The organism is Spongiactinospora sp. 9N601 (assembly GCF_044326295.1).
Taxonomy (GTDB): domain Bacteria; phylum Actinomycetota; class Actinomycetes; order Streptosporangiales; family Streptosporangiaceae; genus Spongiactinospora; species Spongiactinospora gelatinilytica.
Map to the genome: position 1 here is coordinate 1 of NZ_JBIRBB010000004.1, position 19,018 is coordinate 19,018.

Here is a 19,018-nt window from a genome sequence, read left to right on the forward strand (position 1 = left end):
CCGAACGGGACTTGCGGAGAGCCGGATGCTCAGAAATGGGCACGTCCGGTTCGGGAAGCGGTCCGGAGAAACCCACCGGTGGAAACACTGGCAGGGCGCTCCGGGCCGACTTTCACCACAACTTCCTCAACCTGCCAGGCCACATCAGCGACGTCCTCGCCGAGGCGCGCGGCTACCGCCTCTCCCTCGTACTCGCCCATCAGCACCTGGACCAGCTCCCCGCCGACCTCCGCGAAGCCCTGTCGGCCGACGCCCGAAACAAGATCTTCTTCACCGCCTCTCCCAAGGACGCCAACGACCTCAAGGCGCACACCGCGCCTTTGATCACCCCGCACGACCTGGCCCACCTCGGCGCTTACCAGGCGGCCGTCCGGCTGATCATCGACGGTCGGCAAACCCAGCCCTGCACCGTACGCACCCGGCCGCTGCCACCGATCCAAAGCGGCCGTGAAGAAGCGATCCGCAAGGCCTCCCGCGAGCGCTTCTCAACCGCCGCCCCCGAACCGGCCCCGCGCAACAGACGACGCAAGCCCGCCGACCCACGCACCCGCTAGCAAACGAACAGGGAGAAGATCACATGCCGGTGACCAGGACGCCCATCGGACTGCCCCGCCTCGACGCCGCCGCACTGGCCGAGCTGGCCGCACGGCTGACCCCGCGCGACCACGAGATCCTCAGCCACTTGCACCAGCACCGAGTCCTGACCACCCACCAGATCCAAAAGATCTTCTTCAACCTGCCGCAGCCGACCCGTCGCCGCCTCGGCATCCTGCACGCGTTCCACGCCATCACCCGCTTTCGCCCCTGGACCGCGTACGGCGGCGGCTCGGCACCCTCCCATTGGATCCTCGGCCGAGCGGGAGCCGCCGTCCTGGCACTCAAAGACGACACCACCATCGCCCAGCTCGGCTACCACCCCGACACGGCCATGGCCATCTCCGTCTCCAAGCGGCTCGGCCACCAGATCGGCGTCAACGACTTCTTCGCCGACCTCCACCACCACGCCCGCCGTACCACTCGGCAGGCCGAGGTGGGCGCATGGTGGTCCGAACGCCGCTGCGCGCAGCTCTGGGGCGACCTCGCCCGCCCCGACGCCTTCGGCCGATGGAGCGAGAACGGGCGCCAGCTCGACTTCTTCCTCGAACACGACACCGGCAGCGAAACCCTCACCAAGGTCATCGCCAAACTCGCCGACTACGCCAACCTCGCCGAAGCCACCGGCATCGCCACTCCGGTGCTGCTCTGGCTGCCCAGCCGAGCCCGGGAGACCAACCTGCGCCAGCGGCTGACCAGCGCTGACGTCCCCGTGGCCACCGCCGTCCACACCACGATCGGAGACGGCCCGGCAGGACCGGTATGGCTGGCGGTCGGCTCCGAAGGCCCCCGGCTACGCCTGGCCGAACTCAGCGATGCCTGGCCCCACCTCAGCCGCGTCGCCGACTCCCCGGCCGGAGCCGACAAGGAGTGAAGTACGCCGCGGCCGGTGCTGCTTTCCTTCTGCTCATCGGGCTGTTCATCGCGGCGGCCGGAAGTGTCCTCACCAGCTCCGGCGGCCCCGGCTGCCTGGTAACGCCCGGACCGGACAGCTCACAACAACCCGCCGGAACCCTCGACGAGGAGCAGAAGCGTAACGCCACACTCATCATCCAGGCCGCGCTGCACCGTGGCCTGCCGACACGGGCGGCCGTGATCGCGGTCACCACAGCCTTGCAGGAGTCCCATCTCCGCAACGCCACTCACGGCCACCTCGACTCATTGGGCCTGTTCCAGCAGCGCCCTTCGCAAGGATGGGGAAGTCCCGAGCAGATCCTCGACCCCGCCTACGCGACCAGCCAGTTCTACGACCGCCTCGCCAAGATTCCCCGCTGGGAGCGACTTCCACTCGCCCACGCCGCGCAGGCCGTACAACGCTCCGCCTTCCCCGGCGCCTACGCGAAATGGGAGCCGCTTTCCCAGCGCTTGGTCGATGCCGTCGCCGGCTTCTGCGTCGTATCCGCTGAAGGGGAAGGCGTCTCCGCTGTTCTCGCATACGCGCACGCACAGCTCGGCAAGCCCTACGTCTGGGGAGCCGAAGGACCAGCCACCTTCGACTGCTCCGGCCTCACCATGCGGGCCTACCAGGCGGCCGGACTCACCATCCCGCGCGTAGCGGCTGACCAGTGGCGCTACGGCCCTCCCGTCCCACGAGGTCAGGAAAAGCCGGGCGACCTGGTGTTCTTCCGGATGCACCGCGGCGAACCCCAGCACGTCGGCCTCGTCATCGGCAACGGACAGATGATCCACGCACCGAATAGCAGAGACGTCGTCAAGATCGCGTCTTACCAATGGCCGGATCTGGTCGGCTTCACACGCCCGATAGCCCGCAAGGCCGCACGGTAACGACCACTGCGGAGCTGCTCCATATCGATGTCGGCCGCACTACGGAGGTTTCACGGACCATGAGCCCATCCAGCAGCGGCTCGTAATGGGCAGCCCACTCGGGCAGATAGCCGGGAGAACGGAACCGGTACGGCACGACAACCCTCCGCAGCGTCCGGCATGGATAGCCACCGGCCCCGGTGGGACTGTACGGGTGGTGTTGTTGTTTTCGGCTCTGTCCCGTAATCGGTGGTAGCGCTGAGTGCTCGCCTGCCAGGCTGGGCCGTGCTGAAGATCGACGATCTCGTGGGTGCGGTGTTTGCAGGGCTGTCTGCCCTGGTCATCGAGGATATAAGGGACGAGGACGACCTCATTCGGGTCATGGCCCGTACGCGCCGCGAGTCGGTGCCGTGCCCGGTGTGCGGGGCGCTGACCGGCCGGGTGCACGGCTACGTCGGCCGGACGGTCACGGATGTCCCGGTCGACGGGCGGCGGGTGGTGGTGTCGCTGCAGGTACGGCGTCTGGCCTGCCCTGTGCGGGGATGCCCTCGGCAGATGTTCCGTGAGCAGGTTCCCGGGCTGCTCGAGCGCTACCAGCGTCGCACCAGCAGGCTCACCGGCCAACCGGGCGCAGTGGTCACAGAGCTGGCAGGCCGGGCGGGTGCGCGGCTCTCGGCGGTCCTGGCCGTCGCGGTCTCCAGATCCACGGCACTGCGACTGCTCATGCGGCTGCCGCTGCCCCCGCCGCGGATTCCGCACGTGCTGGGTGTCGATGATTTCGCACTCAAGCGCCGTCACCGTTATGCCACCGTGCTTATCGACGCCGAGACGGGCGAGCGGATCGATGTCCTGCCCAGCCGCAGTGCCGACGTCCTGGAGACGTGGCTGGGCTCCCATCCCGGGGTTGAGATCGTCTGCCGTGACGGGTCGGGCGCTTACGGTGAGGCGATTCGACGCCCCTGCCGGACGCGGTGCAGGTCAGCGACCGGTGGCACCTGTGGGCGAACCTCTGCGACAAGACCCTTGCCGAGGTTCGTTCCCATAGTGCCTGCTGGGCCGGGGTCAACCCGCCCCGGCCCGCCGGCGTCCGCGAACAGACCACCCGCGAGCGCTGGCGGCAGATCCACGACCTACTGGACAAGGGCGTCGGCCTCCTGGAATACGCCCGCCGCCTGGACCTGTCCCTCAACACCGTCAAGCGCTACGCCCGCACCCGCGAGCCCGAGGCATTGCGCCGTGCTCCGCGCTAACGGCCCACTCTCGTCGATCCTTACCGCGATCACCTGCCAGAGCGGCGCGCCGCCGACCCGGCCGTTGCAGTCCAGCAGTTGTTCCGCGAGATCAAAGACCTCGGCTACACCGGCAGCCTCAACCTGCTCTACCGCTATATCACTCAAGGCCGAGCCGAAGGAGAGCGGCCCGTCATCACCCCGCGCCGCCTGGCGCGTCTCCTGCTCACCCGCCCCGATCGGCTGCGTGAAAGCGACACCCGGCTGGCGCAGGAGCTCACCGCCGCCCCCGAACTGACCGAACTCGCCCGCCGCGTCCGCGGCTTCGCCGAACTCCTCACCCCGGCCGAAGGCAACGACGCCAAGCTCACCACCTGGATCACCACCCTCCGAGCCGCTGACCTGCCCCACCTACACAGCTTCGCCAACGGCCTCGAACTTGACCGCGACGCCGTGAACGCCGCCCTCACTCTTGCGCACCACAACGGCCGAACCGAAGGCGTCAACACCTGCACGAGAGGATCATGCGCCAGATGCGCGGCCGTGCCGGGTTCGACCTGGTGCGCCACCGCATCCTGCTGCATGAAGATCACCCAACGCCGCCACCGATTACGGGACAGAGCCTGGTTTTTTGCGGTGTACCTCCGAACTCGGAGCGGACCCGACTCGGGTGGAGACCTTTTCGGCGACGATCTTCTCGCGCGCAATGCCGTGCGCGGGCAGAGCATCAAGTTGGGGCCGAAGTTCTGGGGTGAGGCGAAAGCAGCGAGTGTAGCCGATACGGATGTCTGTGCTGGGGGTCTCCGCCGGGAGCGGCGCCAGAGGCGCTGTGCCCGACCCGCTGGCTGTCCTGAACCTCGGTCGGCCGGGGTGGGCCCGCGCAGCAGCTTCGTCAGCCGAGGTACTCTGCCGAACCGGGCGGTTGTGGTAGGTGCCGGCGACCGCGTAGGAGCGCGTGTGTGGCACGGCGTGCCCGACTGGACGGCACATCGCGGCCATGCGAGCCGCTCAACCTCATCAGCGTCGGACACACGGCGGTCTTCGGCTCGCTGATCACTCCGGATTCTCCCTCTCGGAACATCCTCGCCGTCACACCTGCGTGAGAACGCGTTCCGAGACGACATCTGGTGGCAGCCCGGCGGCAGGCTCTGGCGGCGCTTTTCCGAATGGGCCGTTTACGAGAACGGCCTCACCACTCGCGCATGCGGCAAGGTCTGGGCAATTCCATTTACGGTCAGGCTGTGATCATTGAAGGCTACTCAGTATCAGCCGGGCTTGATAGGTGGCCTTGAACGCCTTGATGTATCTGCGTTTTCCCCGCAGCGCGAGTCCGAGGTTGTGCAACGCTATGCCTTCGCCGTGCCGGTCGCCGGTCTCCTGGAAGATCTGGGTGGCCTTGGTGTGAGCGGTGATCGCCTCATCAAAGCGCCGCACTTTCTGAAACGCGATACCGAGGTTGTGCAACGCCATGCCTTCGCCGTGCCGGTCGCCGGTCTCCTGGAAGATCTGGGTGGCCTTGGTGTGAGCGGTGATCGCCTCATCAAAGCGCCGCACCTTCTGCAGCGCGGGCCCGAGGTTGTCCAGCGCCATGCCTTCGCCGTGCCGGTCGCCGGTCTCCTGGAAGATCTGGGTGGCCTTGGTGTGAGCGGTGATCGCCTCATCAAAGCGCCGCACTTTCTGAAACGCGATACCGAGGTTGTCCAGCGCCATGCCTTCGCCGTGCCGGTCGCCGGTCTCCTGGAAGATCTGGGTGGCCTTGGTGTGAGCGGTGATCGCCTCATCAAAGCGCCGCACCTGCCGCAGCGCGGGCCCGAGGTTGTCCAGCGCCATGCCTTCGCCGTGCCGGTCGCCGGTCTCCCGATAGATCTGGGTGGCCTTGGTGTGAGCGGTGATCGCCTCATCAAAACGCCGCACCTGCCGCAGCGCGATACCGAGGTTGTTCAACGCCTGGCCTTCGCCGTGCCGGTCGCCGGTCTCCCGGAAGATGGTGGCGGCGTGCTCGTAGGCGGTGATCGCCTCCTCAAAGCGCCGCACCTGCCGCAGCGCGGGCCCGAGGTTGTTCAACGCTCGGCCTTCGCCGTGCCGGTCGCCGAGATCTTCAGCAGTGTGCAGAGCGATGGCGGCCAAGGTGATCCAGTCGGTGAAGTGGCGCCTCCAATTAAGGTAGGCCGCGAGGGTGAGGGGCAGGTCGCGGGCTAGGATGCGGTGCGGGTAGGAGGTGCTGGTGGCGCAGTGCTGGACGGCGGCGATGAGGTTGGCCAGCTCGGCATCCAGCCAACGCAGCGCGCCGTCTCGATCAGGAAAACGCGGCGAGGTCGCCGCCGTCGGCGGGCGGAGGTGGCGGGCGGCCTGCTGGGCGGTGTCCCAATAGTAGCCGAGGAGGCCGCTGAGGGCCTGGTCCCGCTCAACAGAAAGATCGCCTGAATCGATCTTCTGCGCGGCGTACAGGCGGATCAAGTCGTGCATCCGCCAGCGCTGCCGCCCGGGCGCAGGTTCGATCAGATGGGTACGCGCCAGCTCGGTCAGCGTGCGGCGCGCGCTGGCCTGGTCCTGGCCGGTCAGCGCCGCGACCGCGTCGGTGGAGATGTCAGGGCCGGGATTGAGCGGCAGCAGTGCGAACAGGGCTCGCTGCTCGGCGGACAGGCGCCGGTAGGACAGATCGAACACCGCGGTGATCGTCTCATCGCCGTAGCGCAGCTCATCCAGCCTGCGGTCGGCGGGCAATAGCTGGGCGACCAGCTCAGCGACCTGCAGGGCAGGGTTTTCAGCCAGCAGGGCCGCGGCGAGGTGCAGGGCGAGCGGCAGCCCGCCGCACAACCGGGCCAGATGCCGGGCCTGCTCCGGGTGGGCGGCGATGCGCTCATCGCCGGGCCGGGCAACGGCCACGGCCCGCTGCAGCAGGGCGACGGCCTCGGCCTCGTCAAGGATGTCCAGATCGAGCAGGCGGGCACCGAGCCGGGCCAGGCGTTCGCGGGAGGTGACGATCGCCTTGCAGGTCGGGTGGATGGGCAGCAGCGGTGCGGCCTGGTCGGGGCCTGAGACGTTGTCGACCAGCACCAGGATCGGGCGACCGGCGGTGGCGTAGCCGTCCAGGATCGACCGGTATAGCGCCAGGCGGCCGTGCGAGTCGGCGGGAATGTGCTCGCCGGGCACGGCCAGAGCGCGCAGGAAGTGCTCCACCGCCCGGTCGGCGTCCCAGCGAAGGACCGGGTCGTAGCCGAACATGTCCGCGAACAGCACCCCGCCGCCGAACCAGCCGCGGCCTCGGGCGATGTGGGCGGCCTGGACGGCCAGGGTGGTTTTGCCGATCCCGCCCATGCCACCGACCGCGGTCACCACTACCGCACCCTCGCCTTCACCCGCCGCCCTGCCCGTGTGTGTCTGCGTGGGCGCCAGGACCTCCAGCAGGGCCTGCAGGTCGCGGGTACGGCCGGTGAAGGACGGTTCGGCTGCCGGTAGCCCGGCCAGCGCAGGCGTGATCCGCGCGGGCAGGTGCAGCGTGATGCGCTCGCCCTGGATCACCGGCGCCAGGAACAGCCCGCCGGTGATGACGTTGCGGGTCCCTTCGGTGCCGGTCACCGCTCGGCCTGGCCGTCAGGATCAGAAGCCGGATCGGTGGGACGGTCCGTGGCCGATGGTCTCGGCAGTGGTCCCGGCGGTGAGGTGCCGAGGGGGACAGGCCCGATCGTGCCGGACTGGATCACTGGCGCGTGGAATACCCCACCGCTGATGTTGTTGCGCACCCCGCCCCTACCGGCATCCGGCAGGGGGGGCGTGGGGGTGAGTGGCTCGGGCGCAGGCATGTCGGCACCCGCCGATCCTGAAGGCGGCTGTGCGGCACGGCCGGTGACCGTGCCGTAGACCGACAGGCACAGGCCCGCCAAGCCGAGGAATACGCCGATCACACTGGCGAGTTTGTCGGCCCGATCCAGGCCGACCGCCACGAAATACCCCGCAAGCCCCGCTACGGCCGTAACGGCGACGGCTCCGCCGAACCACTTCGCGCCACGTGGTGACATACCGCCATCATCACGCTACGACGCGGCCAGCGAGCGCGTTCTGCCGGAACCGTAACCGTCGCCCTCCCCCTCGGGCTGCGGCTGGTGCCAGCGTCAGCCGTCACCGAAGATCAGGAGCGCGCCAGCACCGCCCACAGCGTCTCAGTCAGCGCATCGGCGTGCGCGTCCCCTGCAGGATGCTCCAGCCGCAGCAGCCCAGACCAAGCCCCTCAGTGAAGTTCGTCGCTGCACTGCGAGCTCGCAACCCGCAACGCCAAAGCCGCCGCAAAGCACAAACGCAGCATATGAGTGATTTAGTGGTGCGTGCACCACGGACTTGCGTTAGTGGCCGGGATTCCCGTTCCACGTTTTGAAGGTCAGTAGCCACAGACGGCAGGCGCGAACCTCACGTCAGGTGCGGCCCCGCATCGCCGATCGCTCAGCGCGCAAAAACCCGGGAGCGGGGTCCGCCGCCGGGGTGATCCCGAGTGGCAGCAGCATCAGCACCACATTGAGCGCGCCGACGAGCGCACTGGCCGACTCGTCCGACAATGGCAGCCCGAACGCGATCACGCCGGTCAGGATGTCTTCACCGCGCCCGTCAGCGCAGACACGACGATGGGGCGTCGCGACGGCGACGGCTAGCGCCACAACGCCGCCAGCGATCGTCATCACCCACCCGGAGACCTCCGCGGTGTCAACGAAGAGGCCGCCGCCTCATCCCGGGGTGAGGCGGCGGCCGGAGTCAAAAGAAGATAGAGGGGGCAGTTGCCAGCGGCCCCCGAGGCTCGGTTCGCCACGAACGCGCGCACGGCCGCAGTGTCCTCCCGGGTGCAGGCGTGCGGGAAAGCATGGATTGGGACCCAAGATCATGTTTGCTGACCGGTACGTGTTCCTCCTGGGAACCACCCCGGGTCACACGTGATCACGGTCTCGTAGCCGCTGTTCGACGGCGTTGCCGGTAAGGCCGACCGCGCGGCCGATGCTCGGGCGGCTCGCCCCGTCCGCAAGCAGTTCCCGCGCGATTGCCGCCCACTGCCCCGGCGTGGTGGCGGCCTGCAAGCGCGCGGTCTCCTGTTCGGTGAGGTCGCGTCCCCGGCGAGCGTCGCCTTCGGCGGTGCTGGCCACTCCGGCCCCCGGCCGGTCGTTCAGCAGGTTCACGACGTCGCCTGTGCGGTAGAGGGTGCGGGCCCCGTGGTCGCGGTGTTCCGCGTGCGCGTCGAACGTTTGCCGGTACTGGGAGAGCGTCTTCCCGGCGACGCCGAGCAGCCGGGCGATCGCATTCAGGGTGCGCATCTCGTTCGGATCGCCAGGGACCTCATAGCGACGGCGGGGGCGGGCGCGGGCCTTCTCCCATGCGGCGAGCCAGGTCTCCAGCGCATCGCGGTCGTACACCGGCTCGCCCGGCCCGCGAGCACCCGGCCGCCGGCGGCGACCGGCCGGGCGCGGGAAGCCTGGTGTCGGCCGCCATCGGATGGCGATGTGCTCGGGCGTGCGACCGACCTCCTTCGCCCACTCGGCGAGGGTGATCGTGCCGCTGTCCTCGTCGTCGTCCCTGGTCATGTCCACCATCCTCCAGCTGGGTCAGAGTCGGTCGATAAGCTAGGGGAGTTCCTTCCTTCGTGGGTGGGACCAATCGGCGGTCGGTGTGTGCGAGCGGGCGTTGCCCGTATCACCGGCCGCCACTTACCTTTCGTCCTCCGGCGGGGGCGCGCTGTCGGCCAGCGTGGCCAGGACGGACCGGAACGGCGTCGGCGGCCCGGGGTAGCGGGTCAGCTCGGCGGCCACAACGCCGGTCGTGGTGTCGGTGATGGTCCAAGTGCCCGTCTGGCGCGGCTGTCCGGGCCGGTCGCGGGTCAACTCGTCAAGCCGGGCCTCGGCGAGGGCCAGCGTGTCCTCGCTGCCGAGGGCCTGCCCGGCCTCGTCGCGGATCTCGAACATGATGCTCCTTGTTGATCATGAGTGGTCGCGCTGGTGCTTCCGTCAGGATGGCCGGTCCGCCCCGGCCCGCGCTGAACGGAGCGTTGTCCTGTGGATAACCCCGGGGGGCGGCCCGTACGGGCCGCCCCCCGGGGTGCTGGGCGGCTACTCGGCCCGGCGTCGCGCTCGGCCCTCCTGGTCGAACACCGCGTTCGCGGCTGCGGCTGCGACCCGCCATGTGGCCACCTGCTGGTCGTACGCCTCCCGGTCGTCGGCCACGATGGTCAGCGGCCCGACCACCACGGCCAGTTCCCCGCAGCCGCTGCGGGAGTGGAGGTAGGTGCGGGCGAACACCTCCACCGACTGCTTGCCCTGCAGGCCGATCGTGATGTGGCTGGTGTGCCGGTTGGCCACCTCGTAGCCCCCGGCGCGGCGCGCACCGAACGTTCGCTCGGCGATCCCGGCGGCGTTGCGCCAGGCGGTCATCATGGTCCAGGCGGCCCGCTCGTCCCAGAGGATCACGATGGCACCGGGGATGTAGACATCGACCTGGGCGCGGTCCTGGTGGCGGCGGGGGACGACACGGTTCTCAGCCGCGCCGGTCAGGCGGATGGTGACGCTGGGCAGGTAGTGCATGGTCCGGACGGCCGGGATGGCCTTGGTGGTCTGCATGGGACTCCTTCGTGTGTTGGGCGGCAGGTGTGCGTCCCGCCTTATTTCTAATTACAGTATACCCAAAGAGAGTCACCCAGAAACCCGGAAATGCTGCCTGAGCTGGGATTTTACCTTTCCCGAACCCTAGCCCCGCACTGCTTGCCGCCTTTTGCCGGTCACCTGCAGCGAGCAGGCGGGCGGGTCGTGGTCGGCCAGCACGAGCCCGGCAGCTCGGCGCGGCGTATCCCCGAGGCGTACAGGAGGGCGATCACCACGGTGTCGCGCAGCGCCCGCCAGCGGGCCTGCTGACGGGCGGGCCGCGCCGCGCGGGTCCACTGTGGCCTTGCCTCAGCAAAGCGGTTGTCACAGTTAGCTATTGATCCGCTACTCTCCAGAAGATCTGGACTGGATTCACGACCTGGGGAGACATGAGATGGAAGGGCACATACCCACACAAACGATACTGACGACACTGATCCCGGCGGACCTTGATGCTCCATTGGAGATCAGCATCGGACACTCTGTCGTGAGTATGGCTATTGCCGAACGCGCCCATCTCTCCCGGCTCGCTGTCACCTGGGATGTACCAGGGGCGTACCTGCTTCTGGATCGACCAGATTCCCAAGGGCGTTGGGGCGCCTACGTCGGCAAATCCTCTGTTCCGGGATTGCGCACGAGAATCCGGCAACAACTTCGCACTCGCGGCCATTGGTATCGGGCCCTGCTGGTTCGCCGAGAAGGAGGGGCAAGTCTGCACAGCGGCGAAACCGGTTGGCTAGAAGGAAAGCTCTATGACATCCTTCATGATTCTTCGCAGGTCGATCTCCATAACGGTAACCGACCTCGCGATCTCAGCATCTCCATCGACGACCAAAGGAACATGCTGGCCTACGTTCCGCCGGTCCTCTGCGCCCTGCGCCTGATCGGCCACGGCGTCGCGACGGGCCCCATGAGCAGGCCAGCGGCGGCGGAGCACCGTAGATCCCGGCCTGGTGACCGCAGGATGAGAAGCGCGACGACTCTGGCCGACCTCGTCGCGGCGGGGCTGATCCAGCCGGGCGCGAGACTGTTCTCGTCTTCGCCTTCCTATCCGGCTGAGGCGGTACTGGGTGCTGACGGTTGGATTCGCTATGGTCAGCAGTCCCATTTGAAACCGACCAGCGCCGCCTGCGCGGTCACAGGTACCAGTGTGAACGGATGGGACTTCTGGCAGGTCCAAACCTCGAATGGCCTCGTCAAGCTGAAGGAGTTGCGTCGCCGGCTCGATGAACGCCTCGCGGCGGAGGGCGGTGATCAGAACCTGCTCTCCCCGAGTTGAATGCCGACCGCTGACCGGTAAGCCCATTGCTCGGAAGTGACCCGGTGATGCAGGAGGTGCGCCCCGGCCGCGCGCACGAGGTGCGCGGACCGGGGCACTCCACCTGCGCCACCGGGCGCGGTTACCGCCAGCCGTATCCCTTCTCGCCGCCGTGAATCCGACAGATCCGCTCCTCCTCTGGGGTGAGGAGAATGGCGGGTAGCCGGTCCGTTCCCGTGGTCAGGGCCTTGTAGATCCGGTGCCAGCCGTCGATAACGAGCGGGCCGCCCGCATCGGGCACCGGGACCGCGATCACCGGTTCGGACAGGTCTACATTTGCAGCGTGGTCAGGGTCGATCGTGATCAGGGACAACAGGCCAGTCCATTCGGCTGGTGCCAGTGTGCCCTTCGGGGTGCGGCCCGCCGCGAACCCTTTGGCCGCCGTGATGTTCCAGCGCCACGCCAGCAGATGGAACACCTCGATCTCCGCACCCTCACCGGCCGAGACACTCACCGGACCTCCTCCTGGGAGAAGGCGTGCAAGGTGAGGAGTTCTCCGCTGGTGGTGAGGAACTCGCGTGCCGCCGCCCGGGAGGCGTGGGCGATGGCGTGATCGAACAGGGTCCCGGGCACGCTGGAGGCGGGCTCGGTGGTGAGGTACTGGCGGACCCAGGCTCGCACTCGGCGCAGTGCGTGGTCTGTGGTGATCTCGTTTTCGTTGATCTGCTTGATCACTGTGCCCCACCAGGTACGCAGGTCCCGCCCATAGGCGGTGCCGTACAGGCACGTGGACGAGAGCCGGTGGCCTTCGCTGATGCGGTAGGTCAGCTCGGCGGCTTCCGCCGCGTGCGCCCGCGTGACCGACTCGATCACCTGCCGCAGGTGAAGGTCCAGAGTGCATGGCTGTGCGCATGGCGAGATCATCATCGGCTCCTCTCGGGGGTGGGGAAAGCGTCGGCGAGCATCTGCGTGACGGCGAGGAACCGCTGGGCGGCCTGGCGACGGGGCTGGGCCATGGCCTGAGCGAACAACTCACCGCGATATGCCGGTTCCTGTCCGATCAGCAGTCGCTCAGCCCGGACCCGGGTACGCATGATCACGTACGCCGGTGCGGCTCCACCGGTGTTGACCTGATCCATGGCCGATTGCCACCAGCCACAGACGTACTGGGCGACGGCGGCGCGGGAGATCTCCTTGGCGGTGAAGTCCTGGCTCTGGTCCGCATCGATGGCGTGGAACTCGAAGTAACCCATGCTTTGTCTCCTTTCAGGGGTGAGGTGGGGGATGGGCGGTACGCCCGGGTTGGTGAGCCGGGCGTACCGTGGTCAGGCGGCGAGCAGGTGGAAGGCGCGGCTTTTGATCTTGCTGTTGGCGTGGTCGTCCAGCAGCGCGCGCTCGGCGCGGACGATTGCGGCCTCGCGCCGTCCGATCACCGGGCTGCGGTGGTCCAGCCGTTCGGTCACCGCGTTGTAAGCGGCCCACCGGGTGCCCCGGATCGGTTCGTTGGTCGGGGCGGAGGTGAAGAGCCACTCCAGTTCCCGCATCGCCAGCTCGTGGTTGCGCCGGGTCAGGTCTTTGGCGTCCGGGCCGAGTGGGTGCAACGCGGCGGCGAACTGGCGGAACTCCTTGACGTCCATCGGTGTGGCCAGCAGTTTCTCGGCTTCGGCGGCGAACGCCTCACCGTGCCGCCACGTCAGCCGTAGCGCGTCGCGGGCCTCGGCGATGCGCCCGGCGATGTGACCCGTGTGGCGAACTCTGAACATGGCGGCATGGGTGCGCAACGCGGCACGTTCGGTGTTGGCGCACACGACACGGACGGGCGTGGCGACAGTAGTGAACGCGCCCCATCCGTCATGCCGGGAGAACGCCGCGAGGTAGAGATCGACCTGGTCGAAGCCGCCGACCATAAGAGGTTCGGGTAGGCGCATGGTGACGAACACCCGGCGTCCGCCGTTCAGCGAACCGCCGGTGTCGAAGACCGCGCCGGACTCGTCCACGAGGGTCTGGAGGAACTCGGCAACCTCTTCGTTGTGAACGATCTTGTAGTCCTTGCCGACCATGCCGAGCCGTTCCGGCGCGCCGGTGTGCGGGTTGGTACGCACGATCAGGAAGTCCTCCTCGGCCGCGACTGTCTGGCCGGTGTCCGGGTCGGTGACCTGACCGACGGGGACCTTGCGGACGTTCCAGCCGCCGAGCTGAGCGTGGGCGAGCAGTTCCTCGGCGGTCATCGGGCCGGGGGCGGTGTAGCCGAGCCGGTGCCAGCCGGGCTTACCGGCGGCGGCGAACGCGGCGGAACCGTCAGCGAATACTTCGAGTTCGTGAGCCATGACAGACCTCTTCCTAATGAGATGAATGGGATGGACGGGCGGTCAGATCCCGCCCCTACGTGGGATGTGAGTGGCCGTAGAGGCCCGGCGGCGTATGGTGCCGGGTAAGGTCCTAGCGGGCCCGGGGGCGGGCTATAGGCCAGCCCGCCCCCGGCCCGTCTCAGGCACCCTGACCGGCGGCGACGGCGAATCGGCGGGGCCGTTCGCAGGTCAGCTCGGCCTGTCCCAGGCTGACGAGCCGGTCGAGCGCGTTGGCCACCGCGCCCGATGAGCTGTCGAGCACCCGGCCGATCTCGTACGGCGTGAAGTCCTTACCCGGGTGCTCGGTCAGGTGGGCCAGCACACGATCCCGTAGCGCCCCCGGCCGGACCGCCGCTGTGCCGGTCGCGCCACCGGACCGGCTGTCCGTTCCCCGGGTCGGACCGGGGCGGCCGGTCGCGACGCCGGTCAGGACCGCGCGGGCGTTCCGGTGCGCCTGTGCGGACTTGGCGATGAACATCTCCAACCGGCCCAACGCCATCACCCGGTCGCCATCGCCGTCCATCTCGGCGACCGCGCCGGTGAGCAGGTCGGCCAACTCCAGTAGCTCGGCCCGCGCACGCGTCCACGCCGGGTCCACAACCTGGGGGGATTCCGCCGCCGTCTCCTCCTCGTCAGCCTCGCTGGTGGAGTCGGTGACGGCGGATGCGGGGACAGGGGCCGGGCTGAGATCAGGGATGCTGTCGGACTCATCCCCCGGGACGCCCACCAAGATCTCCTCGCCCGCCGGTGAGGCGTCGAAATCATCGGTACTGACGAACTCCGAGGCGGCCGAGTCCCCGGTGACGCTGTCGGGCGCGTTGTCGTCGGGAAGATCAGCCGGGGCCACATCGGTCGTCGTGGTGACTACGCCGACCGTTGCGGCACCGTCGGCGTCGGCGTCAGTGTTGTCGTCGGGGTTGGGAGTGTCCGGGGCCGCGACCGCGCCGGTAGCGAGCGATCCGACCGGGGCATCACCCACGCTGTCCGATCCGGACCCGCCCACCACGCCGTTGTCGGCGTCGGACACCACGGGGAACCAACGGTCAGGGGTACGGCCCCGCCCGTCGTGACCGCCCGCCGTACGGGTAACCCGGCCCTCCGCCTCCAACTCGTTGAGGATCTTGCTGGCGCTGACCCGGCTGATTCCCGCCTCGGCCCCGACAGCGGTTGCCGACCCCCCGGGGTTGGCCAGCAGCGCCGCCCACACAGCCCCGTGGCGGTCCGTGCGGGCGGCGTCGGCGTCACCGGCGACTGACGGTGTAGGGGCCACGTCAGGGGCGCTGACGGCGGCGGTGTCGGTTGCGATGTCGGTTGCGATGTCGGTTGCGATGTCGTGGGCGTCCGTTGCGTTGGATTCGGTGACTCGGCTGTTCATTTGGTAAGGCTCCTTTCCGATTCCGAACCGGTTTTATAGTGGCCGGTTCGTGATTGGTGGAGCTCGACTATCGCTCGGCTCGCATAGGAATTGCAAGCGATCGCGAAACGTTTTTAGTCACCGCAACTGAACTGCCGATGCCTACATGAGGCGGAGCAGTTGAGCTGAACTCGCCAACCGCAATGGCTGCGCCTCGTCTTCGGATTTAGGAAAAGAGTCGCCAGAAACGATGCTCGTTCGGAATGACCTTACTGGTAGGGCCGTAAGTCCGCCGCTACCATTGCATATCACCTGCTACTGGGATCGTCATGTCCGACACCTACGAACCCGATCGAACCAATACGATTCCGTGTGCTCAAATGCGGCATATCGCCACAGCGATGTGGTCAGCGCCCATCACCGGGGCACCTCGGCATCACATCGGGCCGGCCTTATCCGGCCATGCAAGGATGGGGCCCGTAGGCGGGAAGAGGGAGGCTGGTGGTCTCCAGAGGAGACGCACGGTGATTGCCTTCATGATAGAAGCGAGGGACATCGTGGACGGGCGAGCACTTATTCGGGGTCGCCCATAGGCGAGTCGGGCGGCGCAACGCATCGTCCGCGCACAGCTTGACCTGCGGGTACCGGCCGTGAACGATGAGGCGATCTAAGCGGCTACACCGGTCGCACACATAAAAGATGACGCTGAGCGCAGCACCGAACGAACGCTTCCCTGTGGCAGCGCTCGGCGAACGCCACAGACGCCTCTCAGTCGGAGGCCGCTTCATCCTGTATCGCCAGGCACCCCCGCCGCTCCATTACGTGCGACGGGTCGGTGCCCAGCCATTAACGTCCCACTGCCTATGTCGTGTCAAGTCCGGGGGGATAGGGGATCGTCCATGCCGGGCGATGTCAGTGACACGAGGGCGACCGAAGCCTTGACCTGCGTTGCGCTCGGCTATCCGAGGAGCCGCTGATACGCTTGTCGAACTTGCCGACTTGGCTGAGCATCGATCTCCGCCAACCGTTCAGACATCTGCTGGAAGGTCCGCCGGACCGCAGGCAACCGGCCCACCTCGCTCTGAATCGTCATCATCTGACACCACAACAGCTCGTTGTAGGAATCGATCCGATCAACGGCCAACGTCAGTACATCCAGTGCCCTGTACGGATCGTTCCTCGACTCCAAATCAGCCAAGCGCAGGGCTGCATTCACAGCTTGGTCAGTAGCGGCCTGGCGCAGCGGAAGGCACCACAAATCGTCTCGGTCGGCAAGAAGCGGCCCTTGGTACAAGGTCACCATCTGCCGTAGGGCACTCAGTCGATCGGCCTCGTTCTCCGCCGTATTCGACTTGACATAGCTATCCTCGAACCGCCACCAGTCAACATCGAAGTAGACCGGTGCCAAGCGCCGCCGCTGCCCAGTCTTCAGCACGAACTTGACCTCGGCTGCAAGGCCTGTGGCCTGCCGCATCGATGCATTGATATCCATGATCGCCGACTCCAGCCTGCGTATGCCCCGCTCTCCTTCATCAGGCCACAGTCGGTCGATCACCGTCTCGGGGGACTCTCCATCCCGTGAGGTGGCCAGCAACGCGAACAGGTCCCGTCCCTCCGTACGCCGGAAGGACACCTCCTCGGCTCCTACGACCACCCGCAACGGACCCAGAACCTGGACCTTCGCCTTCGAGGAGCCCTTGGAAGGCGCGGAAGCGTTTTGGGCGGCTTCCTCTGGGGGATCCGCCACGGCATCAGGCGTGGGGGCCGCGTCCTGAGTCGCCAGTGGCCTGGAAGGCGCGCCCTCCAGGCCGGCCTCGGAGTAGGTGGGCGTCAGATCCACAGGCGAGCGCTGCACTGCCACCGCACCGGCCTTCGAAGGACTCAAGGCGACAGCGCGTGAATGTGAGGCACTGCGAAGGCGGCGGGCCAGCAGTGCGCTACCGAACATCACCATGACCCCGAACAGCAGGGCCGAGCCGACATTGACGCCAACCGACTGTCGATCCACCGTATCTACGCGGCCCATCTTCTTTTCGTTCGATGTCGCGGGCGAGAGCGCCGGCGATGGATGTGCGGGCGCGGACTCAGCCGTGGAAGGGCGTGCTGGAGCTGTTCGCTTGGCCGGCCGGGCCCTCTTCACTTGCGACCTATCGTGCTCTGCTTCCTCCTTTCCCTGCCCCCGGTGCATCTTCTTTCCTACACCCCCAGTCCATGGCTGGGGCGAGCCAACCACAATGGGCTGGCCGCGCCGATCATCTTCATTCCGCCTATCGATCGCAGGCGCCTCCTGATCAGGACGTGGATGTCGCCTGGCCGCCTCTTCTCTGTCGGGGCGAGATTTTGGTTGCGGCGGGATCGATGCCTTCGCGACAGGCGGCGAGTCGGCATGGGGTTCCGGAAAGCGCTGTGCCTCCTCAAAGCGGTTGACCACATTGTCCGACTTGCCGTTCAGTGCGTCCCGAGCCAGATTGTCGCAGAGCTTCTGCATATCCCAGTACTGATCGGCCAGTGGAGTCAGACCCTTTGGGCAGTCAGTACGTACCGCATTGGCCGATACAGGAGGAGCCAGCGAAGCGGCGGCAGCCAGCGGAAGCACGGTCGAAAGTTGCACCAACCGCAGCGACCGAGGAAGCAGCCGCTGATTCACTTGCAGGCCAAAGCCTCTTCCCCGCATTAGAGTAGCCTCCTGTTCAAATACGGGTCGTCAGGCCCCGCTATGAGCAATGCCTCTCGGTCATATGCCGAGATCATTTCCTGTGCTTGAGCCAGATGGATTGATCGCACTGTCTCCAGACGTGACGCTTGCCGTAGCAGAGCTTGAAGACATCGACGCGTCCCAGAATGACTCGGTCTACGGCGCAGCCCGCGAGGGCACCGTTGCTGTCGGCCACCTTGTGGATGGCCAGGAAGCTGGTCGCGTACTCAGCCTCGACGTAGGTGTCATCGGCCTGGAAGTCGCATACGGTGACGACGTCGCGTCCCGAGTTGACAGTGACACTTCCCCGCCGGTTGGCGCTCTCCCATACCCGGCGTTCGGCCGGGGCCGGGGCCGGGGCCGCCGGCATGAGGACACATGCGATAGAGACGGCGACGATGGCCGCGCGGATGAACATAGATGACCTCCGAAAAGAGAAATGGCTTGGTCGCCCCTGGTGGATCGGCAGGCGGGGGTGGCATGTGTTCCGGCGCTCTCCGGCTACATCCGCGGGGCTTTGCCGGAGCTGTCGCGACTCAGAGCAGCCGCCGCGGCGAGTGCGACCTCGATGTGGGCCCTCTGATCGGAGGGCGGTACCCCGCGAAGTACGAGCATGGAGGTGGCGGCGTACACCGCCATTGCCTGCTGGGCCGCGATACGGCCGGTCAGGGCCAACTCGGCCGCGCGGGTGCGGGCGTGGAACCACATGGCCGGGCGTGTACTGGGACGGGGATGACCAGGGCACAGTGCGATCACTGCGGCTCCGTGGGCGGTCAATGGTTCGCCGGGTTCCAGGGTCCGAAGCAGATGGCGGGCCGCGTACCCGGCCATCGCGCACAAGGTGACGTTGCGGTCGTAGCGCAGCGCGCCGAGGATCTGCCGCCAGGGGGTCGTCTCCACAGGACGGCGGGTGGTCAGCAGCGGGGGTACGACCTTGACGTAGGTAACGTTCGCGCCGCGATCGAGCACGAAGCCGGCCAGGCTGGGATCGAGCCGGGCTTCACTATCGTGCAGCCGGTTCACCCAATCGCCGACACGGCGAACCGCTGTGACGAACTCAGCGGCCTGGGGGCCGGGAAGCTCGGTCAACGCCGTCCCGTCCACTCGTCGATGCCGCATTTCGAGCCCATGGGGGCCATCGACCATGTGCAGATCGTCAGGCAGC

17 protein-coding genes and 2 pseudogenes are annotated in these 19,018 nt (G+C 67.4%); 5 read left to right on the top strand and 14 right to left on the bottom strand.

Annotated elements, in window-relative coordinates:
- The 4 genes and pseudogenes from ACH34R_RS09895 to ACH34R_RS09910 all read left to right on the top strand — a co-directional run.
- Positions 1–554: pseudogene (locus tag ACH34R_RS09895) on the top strand (hypothetical protein); the annotation flags it as partial.
- Between the two features lie 23 nt (positions 555–577).
- Complete coding sequence (locus ACH34R_RS09900; RefSeq protein WP_397561040.1) at positions 578–1,468, top strand: replication-relaxation family protein; 891 nt, start codon at positions 578–580, stop codon at positions 1,466–1,468.
- The gene (locus ACH34R_RS09905; protein WP_397561041.1) at positions 1,465–2,379 is read left to right on the top strand and encodes a C40 family peptidase; all 915 of its coding nucleotides are present in this window, start codon (positions 1,465–1,467) and stop codon (positions 2,377–2,379) included. Before ACH34R_RS09900 ends, ACH34R_RS09905 begins: the two co-directional genes overlap by 4 nt.
- Positions 2,380–2,673: 294 nt before the next feature.
- Positions 2,674–4,168, top strand: a pseudogene (locus ACH34R_RS09910) (ISL3 family transposase); the annotation flags it as partial.
- A 664-nt stretch (positions 4,169–4,832) separates the two neighbouring features.
- Here the strand turns inward: ACH34R_RS09910 and ACH34R_RS09915 are convergent.
- The 6 genes from ACH34R_RS09915 to ACH34R_RS09940 form a co-directional block, all read right to left on the bottom strand.
- Complete coding sequence (locus tag ACH34R_RS09915; protein ID WP_397561042.1) at positions 4,833–7,166, bottom strand: ATP-binding protein; 2,334 nt, start codon at positions 7,164–7,166, stop codon at positions 4,833–4,835.
- Positions 7,163–7,606: a hypothetical protein gene (locus tag ACH34R_RS09920; protein WP_397561043.1), complete on the bottom strand. Its 444-nt coding sequence runs from the start codon at positions 7,604–7,606 to the stop codon at positions 7,163–7,165. The genes ACH34R_RS09915 and ACH34R_RS09920 overlap by 4 nt, the downstream gene beginning before the upstream one ends.
- A gap of 390 nt (positions 7,607–7,996) precedes the next feature.
- On the bottom strand, positions 7,997–8,257 hold the full coding sequence (locus ACH34R_RS09925) for a hypothetical protein (protein WP_397561044.1): 261 nt from the start codon (positions 8,255–8,257) through the stop codon (positions 7,997–7,999).
- A 243-nt stretch (positions 8,258–8,500) separates the two neighbouring features.
- A complete protein-coding gene (locus ACH34R_RS09930; RefSeq protein WP_397561045.1) occupies positions 8,501–9,148 on the bottom strand; it encodes a hypothetical protein in 648 nt (215 codons plus the stop codon).
- Between the two features lie 123 nt (positions 9,149–9,271).
- Positions 9,272–9,526 carry a hypothetical protein gene (locus ACH34R_RS09935; RefSeq protein WP_397561046.1) on the bottom strand — a complete coding sequence of 85 codons (255 nt, stop codon included), beginning with the start codon at positions 9,524–9,526 and terminating at the stop codon, positions 9,272–9,274.
- Positions 9,527–9,670: 144 nt separating this feature from the next.
- The gene (locus ACH34R_RS09940) at positions 9,671–10,177 is read right to left on the bottom strand and encodes a hypothetical protein (RefSeq protein WP_397561047.1); all 507 of its coding nucleotides are present in this window, start codon (positions 10,175–10,177) and stop codon (positions 9,671–9,673) included.
- 358 nt (positions 10,178–10,535) lie between these two features.
- Here ACH34R_RS09940 and ACH34R_RS09945 point away from each other — a divergent pair, with 358 nt between their 5' ends.
- Positions 10,536–11,477, top strand: coding sequence for a hypothetical protein (locus tag ACH34R_RS09945; protein WP_397561048.1), 942 nt, complete (start codon positions 10,536–10,538; stop codon positions 11,475–11,477).
- Positions 11,478–11,598: 121 nt separating this feature from the next.
- On the opposite strand, the gene ACH34R_RS09950 is transcribed toward ACH34R_RS09945, so the two are convergent.
- The 8 genes from ACH34R_RS09950 to ACH34R_RS09985 form a co-directional block, all read right to left on the bottom strand.
- Positions 11,599–11,934, bottom strand: a complete 336-nt coding sequence (locus ACH34R_RS09950; protein WP_397561049.1) for a hypothetical protein — start codon at positions 11,932–11,934, stop codon at positions 11,599–11,601.
- A gap of 32 nt (positions 11,935–11,966) precedes the next feature.
- Positions 11,967–12,329: a hypothetical protein gene (locus tag ACH34R_RS09955; protein ID WP_397561050.1), complete on the bottom strand. Its 363-nt coding sequence runs from the start codon at positions 12,327–12,329 to the stop codon at positions 11,967–11,969.
- Positions 12,330–12,379: 50 nt separating this feature from the next.
- On the bottom strand, positions 12,380–12,709 hold the full coding sequence (locus ACH34R_RS09960; RefSeq protein ID WP_397561051.1) for a hypothetical protein: 330 nt from the start codon (positions 12,707–12,709) through the stop codon (positions 12,380–12,382).
- 72 nt (positions 12,710–12,781) lie between these two features.
- Positions 12,782–13,783, bottom strand: a complete 1,002-nt coding sequence (locus ACH34R_RS09965) for a DUF932 domain-containing protein (RefSeq protein ID WP_397561052.1) — start codon at positions 13,781–13,783, stop codon at positions 12,782–12,784.
- Between the two features lie 160 nt (positions 13,784–13,943).
- The gene (locus ACH34R_RS09970; protein WP_397561053.1) at positions 13,944–15,179 is read right to left on the bottom strand and encodes a hypothetical protein; all 1,236 of its coding nucleotides are present in this window, start codon (positions 15,177–15,179) and stop codon (positions 13,944–13,946) included.
- A gap of 937 nt (positions 15,180–16,116) precedes the next feature.
- Positions 16,117–17,754, bottom strand: coding sequence for a BTAD domain-containing putative transcriptional regulator (locus ACH34R_RS09975; RefSeq protein ID WP_397561054.1), 1,638 nt, complete (start codon positions 17,752–17,754; stop codon positions 16,117–16,119).
- A gap of 151 nt (positions 17,755–17,905) precedes the next feature.
- A complete protein-coding gene (locus ACH34R_RS09980; RefSeq protein ID WP_397561055.1) occupies positions 17,906–18,271 on the bottom strand; it encodes a hypothetical protein in 366 nt (121 codons plus the stop codon).
- Positions 18,272–18,354: 83 nt separating this feature from the next.
- Positions 18,355–18,972, bottom strand: coding sequence for a hypothetical protein (locus ACH34R_RS09985; protein WP_397561056.1), 618 nt, complete (start codon positions 18,970–18,972; stop codon positions 18,355–18,357).
- Positions 18,973–19,018 lie beyond the last annotated feature (46 nt).

Coding starts and splice junctions, on each gene's coding strand:
- ACH34R_RS09970 (WP_397561053.1), bottom strand. CDS start 15,179: ATGAACAGCCGAGTCACCGAATCCAACGCAACGGACGCCCACGACATC.
- ACH34R_RS09965 (WP_397561052.1), bottom strand. CDS start 13,783: ATGGCTCACGAACTCGAAGTATTCGCTGACGGTTCCGCCGCGTTCGCC.
- ACH34R_RS09925 (WP_397561044.1), bottom strand. CDS start 8,257: ATGACGATCGCTGGCGGCGTTGTGGCGCTAGCCGTCGCCGTCGCGACG.
- ACH34R_RS09900 (WP_397561040.1), top strand. CDS start 578: ATGCCGGTGACCAGGACGCCCATCGGACTGCCCCGCCTCGACGCCGCC.
- ACH34R_RS09935 (WP_397561046.1), bottom strand. CDS start 9,526: ATGTTCGAGATCCGCGACGAGGCCGGGCAGGCCCTCGGCAGCGAGGAC.
- ACH34R_RS09960 (WP_397561051.1), bottom strand. CDS start 12,709: ATGGGTTACTTCGAGTTCCACGCCATCGATGCGGACCAGAGCCAGGAC.
- ACH34R_RS09985 (WP_397561056.1), bottom strand. CDS start 18,972: ATGCGGCATCGACGAGTGGACGGGACGGCGTTGACCGAGCTTCCCGGC.
- ACH34R_RS09930 (WP_397561045.1), bottom strand. CDS start 9,148: ATGACCAGGGACGACGACGAGGACAGCGGCACGATCACCCTCGCCGAG.
- ACH34R_RS09920 (WP_397561043.1), bottom strand. CDS start 7,606: ATGTCACCACGTGGCGCGAAGTGGTTCGGCGGAGCCGTCGCCGTTACG.
- ACH34R_RS09980 (WP_397561055.1), bottom strand. CDS start 18,271: ATGTTCATCCGCGCGGCCATCGTCGCCGTCTCTATCGCATGTGTCCTC.
- ACH34R_RS09940 (WP_397561047.1), bottom strand. CDS start 10,177: ATGCAGACCACCAAGGCCATCCCGGCCGTCCGGACCATGCACTACCTG.